Here is a 14,618-nt window from a genome sequence, read left to right as displayed (position 1 = left end):
GGGTCTTGACCCACCATTCCCATATATTTTCAGACGGCCTCTGCCGCTCGGGTAGGGTGTATGGCACAAGCCACGCACGCGGTTTGGGGTTGCGACGGGAAGATTAAGAGGCCGTCTGAAAATCGGGTTTGAGGATTTTCAGACGGCCTTTAAACAGCGGAAACCGCGTGCGTCGCCTCGGGGCGACACACCCTACGTCTGATTCGGCATGGGCGGATGGAGAAGAGGCCGTCTGAAAGCAGATTGTGTTTTTCAGACGGCCTCTGCCGCTAAGGTAGGGTGTGCGGCGCAAGCCACGCACGCGGTTTGGGATTTGGCGGGAGACAGGGATTCGTTGTGCGGTACAGACCGCGTGCGTCGCCTCGGTGCGACACACCCTACGTCCGGTCCGGCATGGGCGGATGGAGAAGAGGCCGTCTGAAAAGCGGATTTTGTTTTTTCAGACGGCCTCTGCCGTGAGGTAGGATGTGTGGCGCAGCCACGCACGCGGTTTTTGGGTTTTGCAGGGTGCGGCCATTTGCTGCCGAACAAAGAACGCGTGCGCCACAAGGCGACACACACTTACGGCGTGGCGGACACGGAAAGGCCGTCTGAAAACAGTTTTGGCTGCGCCGAAACTGCCCTTTCAGACGGCCTCTTGGCTTGCTGCGGCCTAATCCAACGAACCGTATTTGCCCGCGTTGTATTCGCGGATGCTTTCGGCCAGTTCGGCTCGGGTGTTCATCACAAACGGGCCGTAGGCGGCGACGGGTTCGTCAATCGGCAGGCCGGAGAGCAGCAGCAGTTCGGCGGTGCCGCTGCCGGTGTTGCGGATGCGGATTCCGCCGGCTTCGCGCTCGAACACGGCCAGCTGGCTTGGGCTGATGGCGCGTTCGCCGTGGAGTGCGCGGGGCGGCGCGAAACGGGCGCGGATAAAGGAAAAGAGGCCGTCTGAAAACGGTTTTTGACTACGCCGAAGCCGCGCTTTCAGAAACGTCATCCCCGCGTAGGCGGGGACGGCCTGCTATATAATCGCGCCTTTTTCAGGCCGTCTGAAAATGAGTCCGACCAAAGTATTCGCCATCCCCGGCCCCACCGCCTCCGGCAAAACCGGCCTCGCCCTGCGGTTGGCCGCGCGGTTTCCCGTCGAAATCGTCAGCCTCGATTCCGCGCTGGTGTACACGGGCATGGACATCGGCACCGCCAAGCCCTCCAAGGCCGAGCGCGCCGCCGTGCCGCACCACCTCATTGACATCATCAGCCCGCTGCAAACATACAGCGCGGCGCAGTTCGCCGCCGACTGCGCCCGCCTGTGCCGCGAAATCGCCGCGCGCGGCCGCCTGCCACTTATCGTCGGCGGCACCATGATGTATTTCCACGCCCTCACCTGCGGCCTGAACGAGTTGCCCGAAGCCGATCCCGCCGTGCGCGCGCAGTTGCAGGCCGACAAAGCCGCGCGCGGCCTCGCCGCCCTCTACCGCCGTTTGCAGGAAGCCGACCCCGCCACCGCCGCCCGCCTGCAACCGGCCGACAGCCAGCGCATCGAACGCGCCCTCGAAATCTTCCTCATCACCGGCCGCCCGATGAGCGAACACCTCGCCGAACGCGTATCCGCCCCGCCGCCGCTCGACCTGTACACCTTCGCCCTCATCCCCCACGACCGCGCCCGCCTGTACCAAACCATCGCCGCCCGCTTCCAAACCATGCTGGAACAAGGCTTTACCGACGAAGTGCGCCGCCTGCGCGCCGACTATCCCGCCCTCACCGCCGAACACCCGTCCATGCGCTGCGTCGGTTACCGCCAGGCGTTGGACTACCTCGACGGCGCGGTTTCATACCGCGAGTTTGCCGAACGCGCCACCGCCGCCACCCGCCAGCTCGCCAAACGCCAGCTCACCTGGCTGCGCAAAACCCACGCCGACACCACCGCCGACCCCTGCGGCACAGCCGATATTTTTCAAACGGCCTCAAACGCTCTGGCGCGGCATTTCGGCATGTGATTCAGTTCGTGGGAAACAGGGGAGGCTGGGCTTCGGGAAAGAACAACAGGCCGTCTGAAAACCGGGTTTGGCAGGCAAACCGGGTTTTCAGACGGCCTGTTGCGTTTGTTTGCAGAGGGTAGGGCGGAAAACGGGCGTTTCGGACACAATTTGGACACATCCAATCATGTGTCGGAAGAAAGAAAAAGCCCAAACAGTTGTTTGGGCTTGGAAATTTTTGGTGGGTCGGGTGGGGATCGAACCCACGACCAAGGGATTATGAGTCCCCTGCTCTAACCCCTGAGCTACCGACCCGCTTGGAGGTGTGGAGAGAATGAAGCGGCGGATTCTATCTGTAATCGCTGTTTTGGGCAAGTGCGGCGGGCGGGGTTTAGCGGCGCAGGAGTTGGTCGGCGGCGGCGCGGGCGCGGTGGCGGATGTCGTCGGTGAGGTGGGTTTTGATTTGGTTGTAGGCGAGAGCGAGGACGGCAAGGTCGTCGGTGAAGCCCAGGGGCAGGAGGAGGTCGGGGATGGTGTCGATGGGGCTGACGAAGTAGAGCAGGGCGGCGGCGATGGTGAGTTTGGCTTTGGCGGGGGTGGCGGGGGAGCGGTAGAGGTAGTAGAGGGCGTAGATTTGGCGAACGGCGGGTGCGCCGAGGTCGGCGGCGTGGCGGGCGAGTTTGCGCAGCAGGCCGGGTTCGTCGATTTTGCGGCGGCGGAAGGCGGGGATGTAGTTTTCGGGGGTGGTCATGGGGCGGCCTTTCGGGGGTGTCTGGGGGTTGGCAACGATGGTTTATATGGTTTTCAAACGGCCTGTATCAATGCAGGCCGTCTGAAAAGTTTGGTAAGGCTGTGGAGGGGCTTTTGTGGGGGACAATATGGAAGCGGGCATTTGTTGCCAAGCAGGGAACGCGTGCGTCGCCTTGGGCGACACACCCTACCTAAGCGGCAGAGGCCGTCTGAAAACCGCGTGCATGGCTTACGCCACACGCCCTACCTTAATGGCAGAGGCTGTCTGAAAGCGCAGCTTCGGCGCAGTCAAAACCGAAGCCGCAGTTTTCAGACGGCCTTTTGTGTTTCAGGCGCGGCGGATGAAGCGGAGGTCGAGTTTGACGAGGTAGGCGAGCAGGCCGAGGTTGCCGAGGGCGGCGGCGAGGTAGAGGAGGGCGATGCTGTCGGTGAGCAGGAGCAGGAGCGCGCTGAGGAGGGCGGCGGCCACCATGAAGATGCCGTTGACGATGTTGTTGGCGGCGATGGCGTTGGCGCGGAATTCGTCGCTGCTGGCGGTTTGCAGCCAGGTGTAGAGGGGGACGGAGAAGAAGCCGCCGAAGAAGCCGATGGCGGCCATGCAGAGGATGACGGGGTAGGCGTCGGCGCGGGTGAGGAAGGCGGCGATGCCTTGGAGTTGGTCGGGTTCGTAGTGTTGGCCGTGGGTGAGGCGCACGAGGAGGACGCCGAATACGGTGAGGCCGATGGTGCCGACGGAGACGAGGCGCAGGTGGAGGCGGTGGCGGCTGATTTTGCTGCACAAAACGGAGCCGGCGGCGATGCCTATGGAGAAGAGGGCGAGCATGAGGTTGTAGACGTTGTCGTTGCCGCCGAGGTGTTTTTGGGTGAAGGTGGGCAGCTGGGTGGTGTACACCGCGCCGATGAGCCAGAACCAGGAGATGCCGATGATGGCGGTGTAGAGTTCTTTTTGGGCGAAGGTGTCTTTGAGGAGTTGTTTGGTGCTGCGGATGATGTCGGGGTCGATGTGCTGGCGGGGGTTGGCCGCGCCGACGTAGGGCATGAAGAAGGAGGCGGTTGTGCCGAGGAGGGCGACGAGGACGACGAGGGTCATGATGATGCCGTGCGGCCAGCCCGCGGCCATGGTGCCGAGGATTTGGCCGAAGAGGATGGCGAGGAAGGTGCCCGATTCGATGAGGCTGTTGCCCATCATGAGGTCTTTTTCGCCGAGGTAGTCGGGCAGGATGGCGTATTTGAGGGGGCCGAACAGGGTGGAGTGGGTGCCCATGCAGAAGAGCATGGCCAACAGCAGGGGAGCGGACTGGATGTAGAAGCCGTAGGCGGCGGCGGCCATGATGAGGATTTCGAGGATTTTGACGGCGCGGGCGAGGCGGGCTTTGTCGTAACGGGTGCTGATTTGGCCGGAAATTGACGAGAAGAGGAAGTAGGGCAGGATGAAGAGCAGCGAGCCGAGGTTGAGCATTTGCGCGGGGGGCAGGATGCTGTTTGCGCCGAGGCCGTGGTAGCTGATCATGACGAAGAGGGCGGTTTTGAACAGGTTGTCGTTGAGCGCGCCGAGGAACTGGGTGCAGAAGAGGGGGGCGAAGCGGCGGCTTTTGGCGAAGGCGAAGCTGTTGTCGCTCATGGTTGTTCTCCGTGTTCGGGGCGGTTTTTTTCAGACGGCCTGTCGGGTTGCGGTGTCTGCGGCGGTTCGTGGTAGCTGTCGTCGTCCATCAGGATGCGGTGGGCGGGGCCTTCGAGGTCGTCGAACTGGCCGGTTTTGCCCGACCACCAGAAGAAGTAGATGATGAGCGCGCCGAGTATGAGGCTGATGGGGACAAGGATGTACATGCTTTCCATGTCAGAGGACTCCGGTGAGGTCGTTCAGCAGGAAGGTTTGGCCGCCGAGGGTGAGGTGTTCGTTGCGGATGCGGCCGGCGGGGCTGCCGTCGGCGGCGGAGAGATTGACACGGTCGCCTGCCAGCTGCCAGATGCCGGGGTTTTCGCTGTCGCAGAAGGGGGCGAGTGCTTGGGCGGCGGCCGTGGGCGGCGGGGTTTCGCTTTGCAGTTTGACGAGGAAGCGGCCGGATTGGGGCGGCTGTTCGTGTTCGTTGTCGGCGGTCATGACGAAAAAGCCGAGGTGGGTGTCGCTGCCGGTGTGGAGGCTGAAATAGTGCATGGCGGGAAGGCGGGAGGGGAGAGGCCGTCTGAAAAAAGGGTTTTCAGACGGCCTCTTTTGCGGGTTTACAAAAGCTCGAAGTCGATGCCGGCGTTTTGGCCGCGACGGCTTCTGAGCTGGATGGCCAGGCGCAGGTCGTTGGCGGAATCGGCGTTTTTGATGGCTTCGGCGTAGGAAATCTGGCCGCTTTCAAAGAGTTCGTACAGTGCCTGGTCGAAGGTCTGCATGCCGATGTCGGTGGATTTTTTCATGATTTCTTTGATGCCGTGCACTTCGCCGCGCAAGATCAGGTCGGAAATGAGCGGGGATTGCAGCAGGACTTCCACCGCCGCCGCGCGGCCTTTGCCGTTTTCTTTGGGCACGAGGCGTTGTGAAACAAAGGCTTGCAGGTTGAGCGAGAGGTCGGTGAGCAGCTGGGTGCGTTTTTCTTCGGGGAAGAAGTTGATGATGCGGTCGAGTGCCTGGTTGGAGCTGTTGGCGTGCAGGGTGGCCATGCACAGGTGGCCGGTTTCGGCAAAGGCCAGGGCGTATTCCATGGTTTCCTGGTCGCGGATTTCGCCGATGAGGATGACGTCGGGTGCCTGGCGCAGGGTGTTTTTCAGGGCGGCGAACCAGTTTTCGGTGTCCACGCCCACTTCGCGCTGGGTGATGATGCAGTTTTTGTGCGGGTGGACGAATTCGATGGGGTCTTCGATGGTGATGATGTGGCCGTAGCTGTTTTCGTTGCGGTAGTCGATCATGGCTGCCAGCGAGGTGGATTTGCCCGAGCCGGTGCCGCCGACGAAAATCACCAGCCCGCGTTTCTGCATGGCGACTTTTTTCAGGATTTCGGGCAGGCGCAGGTCGTCCATTTTCGGGATGACGCTGTTGATGATGCGGATGACGAGGGCGGTTGCGCCGCGCTGGATCATGGCGTTGACGCGGAAGCGGGCGACGCCGTCGATGCTGACGGCGAAATTGCATTCTTTTGTGTTTTCAAACTCTTCGCGCTGCTTTTGCGTCATCAGGGCCTGGGCGATTGCGCCGCAGGTGCCGGCGGTGAGCGGCTTGTCGGTAATCGGTGTGAGTTTGCCGTCGAGCTTGACGGCGGGGGGAAATTCGGCGGTGATGAAGAGGTCGGAGGCTTTGTTTTCGTACATATAACGCATCCAGCTGTGGATGGTTTCCTTGACGCTCATCGGTTCGGCGGTTGTTGTCATGATGCGGTCCCTGTAATGTGGAAAAAGGCCGTCTGAAAAGGCGGCGGCGGTTGGTCGGAGCGGAAAAAAAACGGGCGGATTATAGCCGACAATGCGGTTGCGGCATATTGTCCGAAAGGCCGTCTGAAAACGGATTTTCAGACGGCCTTGATGCGTTTAAAACGGCTTGTAGGTGGCCAGATAATAAATGATGCCGACGATGGCCATGCTTGCCGCGTAACACAGCCACGCTTTGGCCGAGCGCGGGCGCGATTTGAGCGCGGCCATGCCGACGAACACATAGGCCACGACCAAAAGCAGCTTCACGCCCAGCCAGTTGGCGTTGCCGAACGGCGTCCAATGCGCGATGGTCATCACCCACAATCCGGTGAACAGCAGGGTGGTGTCGTTCAGGTGCGGCAGCACTTTGAGCACCGCCGGCAGCGGTTTTTCCGGCTTGGCAAAGCGCATCCAGTAGCGCAGGTTGAAGAGCAAAACGGTCATGGCGACAAAAAACAGATGGCCGTTTTTCGCCCAAATGTACATCATGGCGTGTTCCTTATTTATTGTTGCTTGTTGGATTTCCGGCGCGTTTTTCCACCGCAAGCAAAAGCGGCGGGCAGTTGCGCTGGTTGGCGAAACCGTAGCGCAACACGGCGAACCGCTCCTGCGGCAGCGCGGCCGCCCAAGCCTGCACCGCCGCGCTTTCGCGCGCGCCTTCGGCGTGGCCGTCGTACAGCACCGCCGTAAGGATGCCGCCCCCGGCCAGCAGCGAAACGGCGGCTTCGAGGGCGGCGACGCTGGTGTCGGCGCGGGTGGTGAGGTTTTTGCTGCCGCCGGGCAGGTAGCCGAAGTTGAACATGGCGGCATCGAGCGGCTCGGCGACGTAATCGGCCAGACGCGCGTGGCTGGCGCAAATCAGGCGCACCTGTTTGTCCGCGCCCGCCGTTTTCAGACGGTCTTTTGTGTTTGCCAGAGCCTGCGGCTGGACGTCGAACGCCCACACAATGCCGTCTTCCCCGGCCAGCCACGCCAAAAGCAGCGTGTCGTGCCCGTTGCCCGCCGTGCCGTCGAGGGCGCGGCCGCCGCTTTTCAGACGGCCTTCGATCAGGCTGCGGGCAAACGCAAGGGCGGGAAGCAGGGGCATGGCGGCGGCGGGCAAAAAAACGCGGGCAAGTATAAGAGTTAAAGCCGCCGCTGCCAACTGCGGCGCGGCGGCGCGAGGCCGTCTGAAAGCGCGGGATGAGGCCGTCTGAAAACGCGGTTTACGGCGCAGTGGCACGCGCGGCCTTGCGTTCGTATTCCCGCGCCCGTGTTTCGGATATGTCGCCCGTGCCTTAGGGTCTGTTGACAATCAGCCTTGCGGCGGTGTTTTTGGTAAAAATCCACGTCTGCCGCGTCAAAAATGCCCGCAGGTGCCCAACCTTGCTGCGCTTTTTTCCTTGCATACGTGGATTTTTCCTCAAAAAACCGCTCGCAAGCTGAATGTCAACAGACCCTAGGTTTCCTGATTCAGGTACGGCTCTTTGGTCAGCCCGCGCCAGCCTTGTCGGTTCATTTCGGCGGCATCGAGGCAGGCTTGGCGGCTGCCCATTTCGCACATTTTGTGGTGGGTTTCGATGGCGAAACACGCGCCCGATGTCCATGATGCGCTGCGGCTGAGGGCGGTGGGGCAGTATTTTCGCGCTTCGGCGAGGCTGGAGGCGAGATGGCAGGCACTCATCGCATAACTGTTTGCTTCGTAATGTTTTTTCTGTTTCACCGCGCGTTGGTATCTGCGCCATTCGCTCTGTGCCGGTTGCGTTGCGGCTTGGGTTTGGACGGCAAGCAATACGGCGCACCAAAGCAGGATTTTTTTCATTTTCAGACGGCCTTTTCGGTTTACAGACCCAATTCGTTCAGGAAACGGACATCGTCCGCCCAGCCTGATTTCACTTTCACCCACACTTTCAAAAACACTTTGCAGCCGAACAGTTTTTCCATATCGAGCCGCGCTTCGGTAGAGATTTTTTTCAGTTTTTCGCCGCCTTTGCCGATCACAATCGGCTTTTGGTTTTCTTTATCCACCAGCACGGCGATGTAGATGTGGTGGATGCCCTCGCCCTCGTCGAACTTTTCCACTTCCACGTTCATCGCATAAGGCAGCTCTTCGCCCAGATAGCGGAACAGTTTTTCGCGCACGATTTCCATGGCGAGGAAACGGGCGGATTTGTCGGTAACCATATCGTCGGGATAGAGCGGAATGCCTTCGGGCAGGAAGGGTTTGAGCGTTTCGAGCAGGTTGGCGATGCGCAGGCCGTGTTTCGCGCTCACCACTTCGCAGGCGGCAAATTTAAATTCGGCTCGGATGCCATCGATAAAGGCTTGCAGAGCGGTTTTGTCTTTCGCTTTGTCTTTGTCGATTTTGTTGACCACCAAAATCACGGGCGTGTGCTTGGGCAGTTGTTTCATCACTGTGCGGTCGGCCTCGGTAAAGCGCATGGCTTCGACCACAAACACCACCGCGTCCACGCCGCTGAGGGCTTCGGTAACGTTTTGATTCAGACGGTCGTTCAGCGCGTTGCGGTGGTCGGTTTGGAAACCGGGGGTATCGACAAACACAAACTGCGCGGTGTCGTCGGTGTAGATGCCGGTTACGCGGTTGCGCGTGGTTTGCGCCTTTTTGCTGGTGATGCTGACTTTTTGGCCGATTAGATGGTTCATCAGCGTGGATTTGCCCACATTGGGGCGGCCGACGATGGCGATAAAGCCGCAGCGGTAACCGGCGGGGGCGGTTTGGGTAAATTCGTCCATAACATAATCCTGCGGCCGTCTGAAAAAGAGGCCGTCTGAAAAAAGAAGCCGCCATTTTGCCCGCGCACGGCGGCGGCTATCAAGCCGCTTGCCGCCCGCAGGCGCATTCTGTATCATCCCGCGCCTGTTAAAAATCTTTAAGGACATGCCATGTTTGAGAAAACGTTTGCCGCTGCGGCGGCTTTGCTGCTTTTGGCGGCCTGCTCGCACGAAGGCGCGGCGCAGAATGCCGCTTCGGGCGTGCAGGGGGCGCAGCAGGAATACATCGTCGCCACCGACGCGGCCTACGCGCCCTTGGAATACATGGAGGGCGAACAGGTGGTCGGCTTCTCGCGCGACATCCTCGCGGCGGCGGGCGAGAAGGAAGGCATTAAGTTCAATTTCGTCAACACGCCGTTTGAAGGCATCTTCGCCAACGTGCAGAAAGGCGACAGCGACGTCGCCCTCGCCAGCATCACGATTACCGACGAGCGCAAACAAATCGTCGATTTCACCGACCCCTATTTCGAGGCGACGCAGATGATTGTTACCGCCGACAAGGGCAGCGACATCAAATCCTTCGCCGATTTGAAAACCCGCAGCGCGTCGGTGCAGAACGGCACCACCGCCGATTTGATTTTGCAGGACTTGCAGGGCAAAGACAGCAAACTCATCCGCCGCTTCGAGAACATGCCGCTGGCCTTCAAAGAGCTGGCCGCCGGCGGCGTGGACGCCACCGTGGGCGACAACGGCGTGGTGCAGTATTTTGTTGCCAACAATCCGGGCGTGAACTACCACATGTTCGTCGATCCCTCCTTCCCGAAAGAGTTTTACGGCTTCGCGCTGAAAAAAGGCCGCAGCGACGGCTTGCGCGAGAAAATCAACAAAGGGCTGGCCGCCATCAAGGCCGACGGCACCTATGCCAAAATTGAAGAGAAATGGTTTAAAAACAACGCGCCGCAGGAAAACGCCGCCTCCGCTGCTTCGGCAGGAAAATAAAGCGCGCGATTGCGCCGCATATCAAAAGGCCGTCTGAAAACAGGTTTTCAGACGGCCTTTTTGTATGGCGGGGTTTATTTATTTGCAGCTTACGCCGGCGATTTTGCCGTCGTTGAGCTTGATGTTGCAACGCGTGGCGTTGCTGCCCGAAATGCTCACGCCCTCCCCGGATTTTTTAATCGTCAGCGGCTCCTGCACGCCCATCGACACGGCGGTGTTGGCCAGATTCTGCGTCAGCGGCGCGGGCAAGCCGGCGGAGTTTTCCTGGATTTTGATGTCTTTGGCCTGCGCGGCGTGCACCGAGGCGGCCAAAACGAGTGCGGTCAGTAAAGCGGTTTTTTTGTTCATCTTGCTGTTTCCTTTATGTGTCGCCCGAAGTTTCAGGCGGGCGCAGGGTAAAGCAGTTTTTGCGGCGCGGCAAGCGTTTAACCTGTTTTTATCGTGCGGCAGACAGCGTGCGCGGGACGTAAATTCGGGTTAAACGCCCTTGCCCGCGCACGCGGCCTGCCCATAATATGGCGCGGCAGTCTGATTCGGACAACGGATTCAGGCTGCGTTTTCCGTTTTATTTGTTTTACAGGAGTGTACACATGAAAGCAAAAATCCTCACCGCCCTGGCCGCCGCGCTGGCTCTGGCCGCCTGCGCCGCCCCCGAACATGACCACGACCACGAACGCGGCCATGAGCACGAACACCGCCACGACCACGCCCACGAGCACCGTGGCGGCGAAGGCCGCGAAGGGCAGGGCGGCGGCCGCTTCGAGTGCGAAAACGGTCTCTCCGTCCAAGCCCGCCGCGCCGGCGGCAACCGCATGGAGCTGAACATGGACGGCAAAACCGCCGTGCTCTCCGGCGACATCGCCGCTTCGGGCGAACGCTATGTTTCCGCCAACGGCCTCTACGGCAAAGCGACCGAGTGGCACCAGAAAGGCGGCGAAGCCTATTTCGAGTTCACCGACCCCTACGGCAACAAAGTGGAAACTTCCTGCCGCGCGCGCTGATGCTTTTTCAGAAACGTTATCCCCGCGCAGGCGGGGACGGCCGATTCCCGCATGAGGCCGTCTGAAAACACGAAAAGGCCGTCTGAAAACCCCGAAACAAGGTTTTCAGACGGCCTTTATTACATCAAACGGCTTACAGATTTGGGTTTACGATAATCTTCACCGCCGATTCGTTGTTGTGGATCAGACGCTCGAAGCCTTCGGAAATCAGCTCGTCCAACTTGATGCGCTGGGTGATGAAGGGTTCGAGGTTGATTTTGCCTTCTTCCACCAGCTTGATGGTTTCCTGATGGTCGTTGCAGTAGGCAATCGTGCCGCGCACGTCCAATTCCTTCATCACCACGCTGTGCACGTTGATGGTGGCCGGATGGCTCCAAATCGACACAATCACCATTTTTGCGGTGGGTTTGCAGGCTTCAATCAGCGTGTCCATCACTTTGTTGACGCTGGTACATTCAAACGCCACGTCCACGCCTTCGCCGTTGGTGAGTTTCTTCACTTCTTCCACTACGTCCACTTCCGACGGGTCGAGAATGTGGTCGGCCACACCGGCTTCGCGGGCTTTGTCTTTGCGCGCTTTGCTCAATTCGGTGATGATGACTTTCAAGCCTTTGGCTTTCAACACCGCCGCCAGCAGCAGACCAATCGGACCCGCGCCGCCCACCAGTGCCGTGTCGCCCGCTTTCGCGCCGCTGCGCACATAGGCGTGGTGGCCGACGGACAGGGGCTCGATCAATGCGGCCTGGTCAAGCGGGATTTTGTCGGAAATCGGGTGCACCCAGCGGCGTTTGACGGCGATTTTTTCGGACAGGCCGCCGCCACAGCCGCCCAGGCCGATGAAGTTCATGTCTTTGGAGAGGTGGTAGTTGCTGCCCGGGCCGGTGGGTACGTCGTCGCGCACGATATAGGGTTCGACCACAACGTGCTGGCCGACTTTGATGTCGTCCACGCCTTCGCCGACGGCATACACCACGCCGGAAAATTCGTGTCCCATCGTTACCGGCGCGGATTCGCCGGAAATCGGGTGCGGGTGGCCGCAGGGCGGAATGAAGATCGGGCCTTCCATAAATTCGTGCAGGTCGGTGCCGCAGATGCCGCACCAGGCCACATTGATGCCGACCGTGCCGGGGGCGACGGTGGGTTCGGGGATGTCTTCGATGCGGATGTCGCCTTTGTTGTGGAAACGTGCTGCTTTCATGGTGAAGTTCCTTCAAACTGAGGTTTTGGAAAACCGGACGGGTTTGCGGGCAGGCTCGTTTGGCAGCGGGTCTGCCGGAAAACCGCCGGCAGGAAAGGTATTGCACGGGCGGGATTGTACGCTTCTCGGGCGGGATTGGTAAGGCGGGGATAAGGCGAGGCCGTCTGAAAGCGCAGCTTCGGCGCAGCCAAAAGCGGGAGTTCGGGTTTCGGCTGCGGCGAATCTGCGTTTTGGCTGCGCCGAAGCTGTGCTTTCAGACGGCCTCTTGGCGGCAGATTTCGAGCAGGGCTGCGCCGTAGCGGGCGGCTTTGTCTTCGGTGATGCCGTAGATTGCGGCAAGTTCGGCTGCGGTTTGCGGCTGTTTGGCGGCGAGGGCGCGGAGGGTGTTTTTGCTGAGGATGCGGAAGGGTTCTTCGTTTTCGGCCTCGGCGGTGGCGGCGCACCACGCGCCCAGGCGGCGTACGAGGGCGCGGCGGTGCTGCGCGGCGGGGGGGAGGCCGTCTGAAAAGGGTTGGCAGAGGGCGAGGATGTCCGCGCCGTATTTGGCGATGCGGGTGTCGCCGAGGCCGTAGACGGCGGCGAGGTCGCCGGCTTGGGCGGGGGGGAAGGCGGCGAGGTCGGCGAGGCTGTCGTCGGGGCAGACGGTGTGTTCGGCGGTGTTTTCGGCTTCGGCGCGCTGCCGCCGCCATTGGCGCAGGGCGGTTTCGAGTTCGGCGCGGCGGGGGTGGAGCTCGGCGGGCGGCTCTGCGGGGGCTTGGAGGCCGTCTGAAAACGGGTTTTGCGGGTTTTCAGACGGCCTTTGGCCTTCGGAGGCGGCGTTTTGGCAGACGGCGAGCAGTTCCGCGCCGAATTTTTGGATTTTGGCTTCGCCCAGGCCGTAGATGTCGTGCAGGGCGGCGGGGGTTTGCGGCTGTTGTTCGACCAGTTCGCGCAGGGTTTTGTCGCCGCAGATGACGTAGGCGGGCACTTCTTCGGCGCGGGCGTGCGCCTGCCGCCATTGGCGCAGTGCCTGCCAGAGGCGTTCTTCGCGTTCGGTGCGCAGCCAGGTTTCTTTGGGGCTGCGTTCGGCGGCTTTGGCGCGTTTGAGCGGGCGCAGGAGGACGGTTTGCACGCCTTTGAGGACGGGGACGGCGGCTTCGGTGAGGCGCAGGGCGTGGTAGTGCTGCGCGTCGGTTTCGAGGTAGCCCAGGCCGATGCACTGGCGGATGACGGCGCGCCATTCTTTGTCGGACAAATCCGCGCCGATGCCGTAGGTGGTGAGCTGCTCGTGGCGGTTGTCGCGTATCCACTGGTCGGCTTTGCCGCGCAGGAGGTTGGCGATGTAGCCGGCGGGGAAGCGTTGGCCGGCGCGGTAGACGCAGCTGAGGAGTTTGCGCACGTTTTCGGTGGCGTCGGCGCGCTCGGGGGGGTGCAGGCAGTTGTCGCAGTGGCCGCAGGGGGGGATGGTTTCGCCGAAGTGGCGCAGGAGGGCGGCGCGGCGGCATTCGGCGGTTTCGCACACGGCAAACATGGCGTCGAGTTTTTGCAGTTCGATTTGTTTTTGAAACTCGCCGCTGCTGCCGGTTTGGATGCGTTCGCGCAGCAGGGCGTAGTCGTTGAGGCCGTAGCACAGCCAGCTTTCGGCGGGCAGGCCGTCGCGGCCGGCGCGGCCGCTTTCCTGATAGAAGTGTTCGATGCTCTGGGGCATGTCGAGGTGGGCGACGAAGCGTACGTCGGGTTTGTCTATGCCCATGCCGAAGGCGACGGTGGCGACGATGACGAGGCCGTCTTCGTGGGTGAAGCGGTGCTGCGCGGCTTCGCGCTCGGCCATGCCCATGCCCGCGTGGTAGGCAGCGGCGGCGATGCCGTTTTCGTTTAAAAACGCGGCGGTGTCGTCCACTTTTTTGCGGCTCAGGCAGTAGACGATGCCGCTTTCGCCGTTTTGCTGTTTCACAAACTGCAAAAGCTGCTTTTTGCCGCCGTTTTTTTCGACGACTTGGTAGTAGATGTTGGGGCGGTCGAAGCCGGCGACAAATTCGGCGGCGTTTTCCAGGTGCAGGTAGTGTTTGATGTCGGCGCGGGTTTCGGCGTCGGCGGTGGCGGTGAGGGCGATGCGGGGGACGGCGGGATAGCGGTCGGCCAGAAGGCCGAGCTGGCGGTATTCGGGGCGGAAGTCATGCCCCCACTGGCTGACGCAGTGGGCTTCGTCGATGGCAAACAGGCTGACGGGGGTGTGGTCGAGAAAACGCAGAAAGCGTTCGGTAACCAGGCGTTCGGGCGAAACATAAAGCAGTTTCAGACGGCCTTGGGCGATGTCCTCGGCAATCTGCCGCGCCTCTTCGGCCGAAGTGCCGCTGTGCACCGCCGCGCAGTGCACGCCCGCCGCGCGCAGGTTGGCGACTTGGTCGTTCATCAGCGCGATCAGCGGCGAAACGACGATTGCCGTACCATCAAGCATCAGCGCGGGAATCTGGTAACACAGCGATTTGCCGCCGCCGGTGGGCATCAGCACCATCAGGCTCTGCCCCGCCGCGAGCGTTTCGACGATTTCCTCTTGGCTGCCGCGAAACGCCGGGTAGCCGAACACCTCGTTCAGTATCTCAATCGCACGCGGCTTGGACATAAAGG

Annotated in this window: 17 protein-coding genes and 1 tRNA gene; 3 read left to right on the top strand and 15 right to left on the bottom strand. The window is 61.1% G+C overall.

What is annotated here, in order from left to right; genetic code table 11:
- Positions 1-103: 103 nt before the first annotated feature.
- Both H3L91_RS10115 and H3L91_RS10110 read right to left on the bottom strand, forming a co-directional pair.
- On the bottom strand, positions 104-292 hold the full coding sequence (locus H3L91_RS10115) for a hypothetical protein (protein WP_154647222.1): 189 nt from the start codon (positions 290-292) through the stop codon (positions 104-106).
- A gap of 360 nt (positions 293-652) precedes the next feature.
- A complete protein-coding gene (locus H3L91_RS10110; RefSeq protein ID WP_007343747.1) occupies positions 653-979 on the bottom strand; it encodes a pirin-like C-terminal cupin domain-containing protein in 327 nt (108 codons plus the stop codon).
- Between the two features lie 58 nt (positions 980-1,037).
- On the opposite strand from H3L91_RS10110, the gene miaA reads away from it, so the two are divergent.
- Positions 1,038-1,979 (top strand): tRNA (adenosine(37)-N6)-dimethylallyltransferase MiaA, encoded by a 942-nt coding sequence (gene miaA, locus H3L91_RS10105; protein ID WP_007343746.1) that lies wholly within the window; start codon positions 1,038-1,040, stop codon positions 1,977-1,979.
- Between the two features lie 218 nt (positions 1,980-2,197).
- On the opposite strand, the gene H3L91_RS10100 is transcribed toward miaA, so the two are convergent.
- The 10 genes from H3L91_RS10100 to era form a co-directional block, all read right to left on the bottom strand.
- A tRNA-Ile gene (locus H3L91_RS10100) sits at positions 2,198-2,273 on the bottom strand.
- A gap of 76 nt (positions 2,274-2,349) precedes the next feature.
- Positions 2,350-2,709 carry a YkvA family protein gene (locus tag H3L91_RS10095; RefSeq protein ID WP_007343744.1) on the bottom strand — a complete coding sequence of 120 codons (360 nt, stop codon included), beginning with the start codon at positions 2,707-2,709 and terminating at the stop codon, positions 2,350-2,352.
- Between the two features lie 327 nt (positions 2,710-3,036).
- The gene (locus H3L91_RS10090) at positions 3,037-4,329 is read right to left on the bottom strand and encodes an MFS transporter (RefSeq protein ID WP_007343743.1); all 1,293 of its coding nucleotides are present in this window, start codon (positions 4,327-4,329) and stop codon (positions 3,037-3,039) included.
- Positions 4,326-4,544, bottom strand: coding sequence for a cbb3-type cytochrome oxidase assembly protein CcoS (gene ccoS / locus H3L91_RS12390; RefSeq protein ID WP_007343742.1), 219 nt, complete (start codon positions 4,542-4,544; stop codon positions 4,326-4,328). The genes H3L91_RS10090 and ccoS overlap by 4 nt, the downstream gene beginning before the upstream one ends.
- Position 4,545: 1 nt before the next feature.
- Complete coding sequence (locus H3L91_RS10080) at positions 4,546-4,863, bottom strand: HLGFF motif protein (protein ID WP_007343741.1); 318 nt, start codon at positions 4,861-4,863, stop codon at positions 4,546-4,548.
- 65 nt (positions 4,864-4,928) lie between these two features.
- Positions 4,929-6,041, bottom strand: coding sequence for a PilT/PilU family type 4a pilus ATPase (locus H3L91_RS10075; RefSeq protein ID WP_040659683.1), 1,113 nt, complete (start codon positions 6,039-6,041; stop codon positions 4,929-4,931).
- Positions 6,042-6,218: 177 nt separating this feature from the next.
- A complete protein-coding gene (locus tag H3L91_RS10070) occupies positions 6,219-6,590 on the bottom strand; it encodes a SirB2 family protein (RefSeq protein ID WP_007343738.1) in 372 nt (123 codons plus the stop codon).
- Between the two features lie 10 nt (positions 6,591-6,600).
- The gene (mnmM, locus tag H3L91_RS10065; protein WP_040659681.1) at positions 6,601-7,188 is read right to left on the bottom strand and encodes a tRNA 5-(aminomethyl)-2-thiouridylate-methyltransferase MnmM; all 588 of its coding nucleotides are present in this window, start codon (positions 7,186-7,188) and stop codon (positions 6,601-6,603) included.
- Between the two features lie 351 nt (positions 7,189-7,539).
- Positions 7,540-7,902, bottom strand: a complete 363-nt coding sequence (locus H3L91_RS10060; RefSeq protein WP_007343736.1) for a hypothetical protein — start codon at positions 7,900-7,902, stop codon at positions 7,540-7,542.
- Between the two features lie 20 nt (positions 7,903-7,922).
- On the bottom strand, positions 7,923-8,834 hold the full coding sequence (gene era / locus H3L91_RS10055; protein ID WP_040659118.1) for a GTPase Era: 912 nt from the start codon (positions 8,832-8,834) through the stop codon (positions 7,923-7,925).
- A 150-nt stretch (positions 8,835-8,984) separates the two neighbouring features.
- Between era and H3L91_RS10050 the strand changes: the two genes are divergently transcribed.
- Positions 8,985-9,812: a basic amino acid ABC transporter substrate-binding protein gene (locus H3L91_RS10050; RefSeq protein WP_007343734.1), complete on the top strand. Its 828-nt coding sequence runs from the start codon at positions 8,985-8,987 to the stop codon at positions 9,810-9,812.
- Between the two features lie 78 nt (positions 9,813-9,890).
- Here H3L91_RS10050 and H3L91_RS10045 read toward each other — a convergent pair whose 3' ends face one another.
- On the bottom strand, positions 9,891-10,160 hold the full coding sequence (locus tag H3L91_RS10045; protein ID WP_007343733.1) for a hypothetical protein: 270 nt from the start codon (positions 10,158-10,160) through the stop codon (positions 9,891-9,893).
- Positions 10,161-10,402: 242 nt separating this feature from the next.
- On the opposite strand from H3L91_RS10045, the gene H3L91_RS10040 reads away from it, so the two are divergent.
- Positions 10,403-10,813, top strand: coding sequence for an MliC family protein (locus tag H3L91_RS10040; protein WP_040659116.1), 411 nt, complete (start codon positions 10,403-10,405; stop codon positions 10,811-10,813).
- Between the two features lie 133 nt (positions 10,814-10,946).
- On the opposite strand, the gene H3L91_RS10035 is transcribed toward H3L91_RS10040, so the two are convergent.
- The gene (locus H3L91_RS10035) at positions 10,947-12,011 is read right to left on the bottom strand and encodes a 2,3-butanediol dehydrogenase (protein WP_007343731.1); all 1,065 of its coding nucleotides are present in this window, start codon (positions 12,009-12,011) and stop codon (positions 10,947-10,949) included.
- A 253-nt stretch (positions 12,012-12,264) separates the two neighbouring features.
- A complete protein-coding gene (gene recQ / locus H3L91_RS10030) occupies positions 12,265-14,613 on the bottom strand; it encodes a DNA helicase RecQ (RefSeq protein WP_007343729.1) in 2,349 nt (782 codons plus the stop codon).
- Between the last annotated feature and the right edge of the window lie 5 nt (positions 14,614-14,618).

Source organism: Neisseria bacilliformis (genome assembly GCF_014055025.1).
Lineage (GTDB): Bacteria > Pseudomonadota > Gammaproteobacteria > Burkholderiales > Neisseriaceae > Neisseria > Neisseria bacilliformis.
This window is presented reverse-complemented; position numbering and strand designations above follow the sequence as displayed.

Excerpts from the sequence above, each read along its gene's own strand:
- H3L91_RS10110 (WP_007343747.1), bottom strand. The coding sequence starts at position 979 with ATGACGTTTCTGAAAGCGCGGCTTCGGCGTAGTCAAAAACCGTTTTCA.
- miaA (WP_007343746.1), top strand. The coding sequence starts at position 1,038 with ATGAGTCCGACCAAAGTATTCGCCATCCCCGGCCCCACCGCCTCCGGC.
- H3L91_RS10095 (WP_007343744.1), bottom strand. The coding sequence starts at position 2,709 with ATGACCACCCCCGAAAACTACATCCCCGCCTTCCGCCGCCGCAAAATC.
- H3L91_RS10090 (WP_007343743.1), bottom strand. The coding sequence starts at position 4,329 with ATGAGCGACAACAGCTTCGCCTTCGCCAAAAGCCGCCGCTTCGCCCCC.
- ccoS (WP_007343742.1), bottom strand. The coding sequence starts at position 4,544 with ATGGAAAGCATGTACATCCTTGTCCCCATCAGCCTCATACTCGGCGCG.
- H3L91_RS10080 (WP_007343741.1), bottom strand. The coding sequence starts at position 4,863 with ATGCACTATTTCAGCCTCCACACCGGCAGCGACACCCACCTCGGCTTT.
- H3L91_RS10075 (WP_040659683.1), bottom strand. The coding sequence starts at position 6,041 with ATGAGCGTCAAGGAAACCATCCACAGCTGGATGCGTTATATGTACGAA.
- H3L91_RS10070 (WP_007343738.1), bottom strand. The coding sequence starts at position 6,590 with ATGATGTACATTTGGGCGAAAAACGGCCATCTGTTTTTTGTCGCCATG.
- mnmM (WP_040659681.1), bottom strand. The coding sequence starts at position 7,188 with ATGCCCCTGCTTCCCGCCCTTGCGTTTGCCCGCAGCCTGATCGAAGGC.
- H3L91_RS10060 (WP_007343736.1), bottom strand. The coding sequence starts at position 7,902 with ATGAAAAAAATCCTGCTTTGGTGCGCCGTATTGCTTGCCGTCCAAACC.
- era (WP_040659118.1), bottom strand. The coding sequence starts at position 8,834 with ATGGACGAATTTACCCAAACCGCCCCCGCCGGTTACCGCTGCGGCTTT.
- H3L91_RS10050 (WP_007343734.1), top strand. The coding sequence starts at position 8,985 with ATGTTTGAGAAAACGTTTGCCGCTGCGGCGGCTTTGCTGCTTTTGGCG.
- H3L91_RS10045 (WP_007343733.1), bottom strand. The coding sequence starts at position 10,160 with ATGAACAAAAAAACCGCTTTACTGACCGCACTCGTTTTGGCCGCCTCG.
- H3L91_RS10040 (WP_040659116.1), top strand. The coding sequence starts at position 10,403 with ATGAAAGCAAAAATCCTCACCGCCCTGGCCGCCGCGCTGGCTCTGGCC.
- H3L91_RS10035 (WP_007343731.1), bottom strand. The coding sequence starts at position 12,011 with ATGAAAGCAGCACGTTTCCACAACAAAGGCGACATCCGCATCGAAGAC.
- recQ (WP_007343729.1), bottom strand. The coding sequence starts at position 14,613 with ATGTCCAAGCCGCGTGCGATTGAGATACTGAACGAGGTGTTCGGCTAC.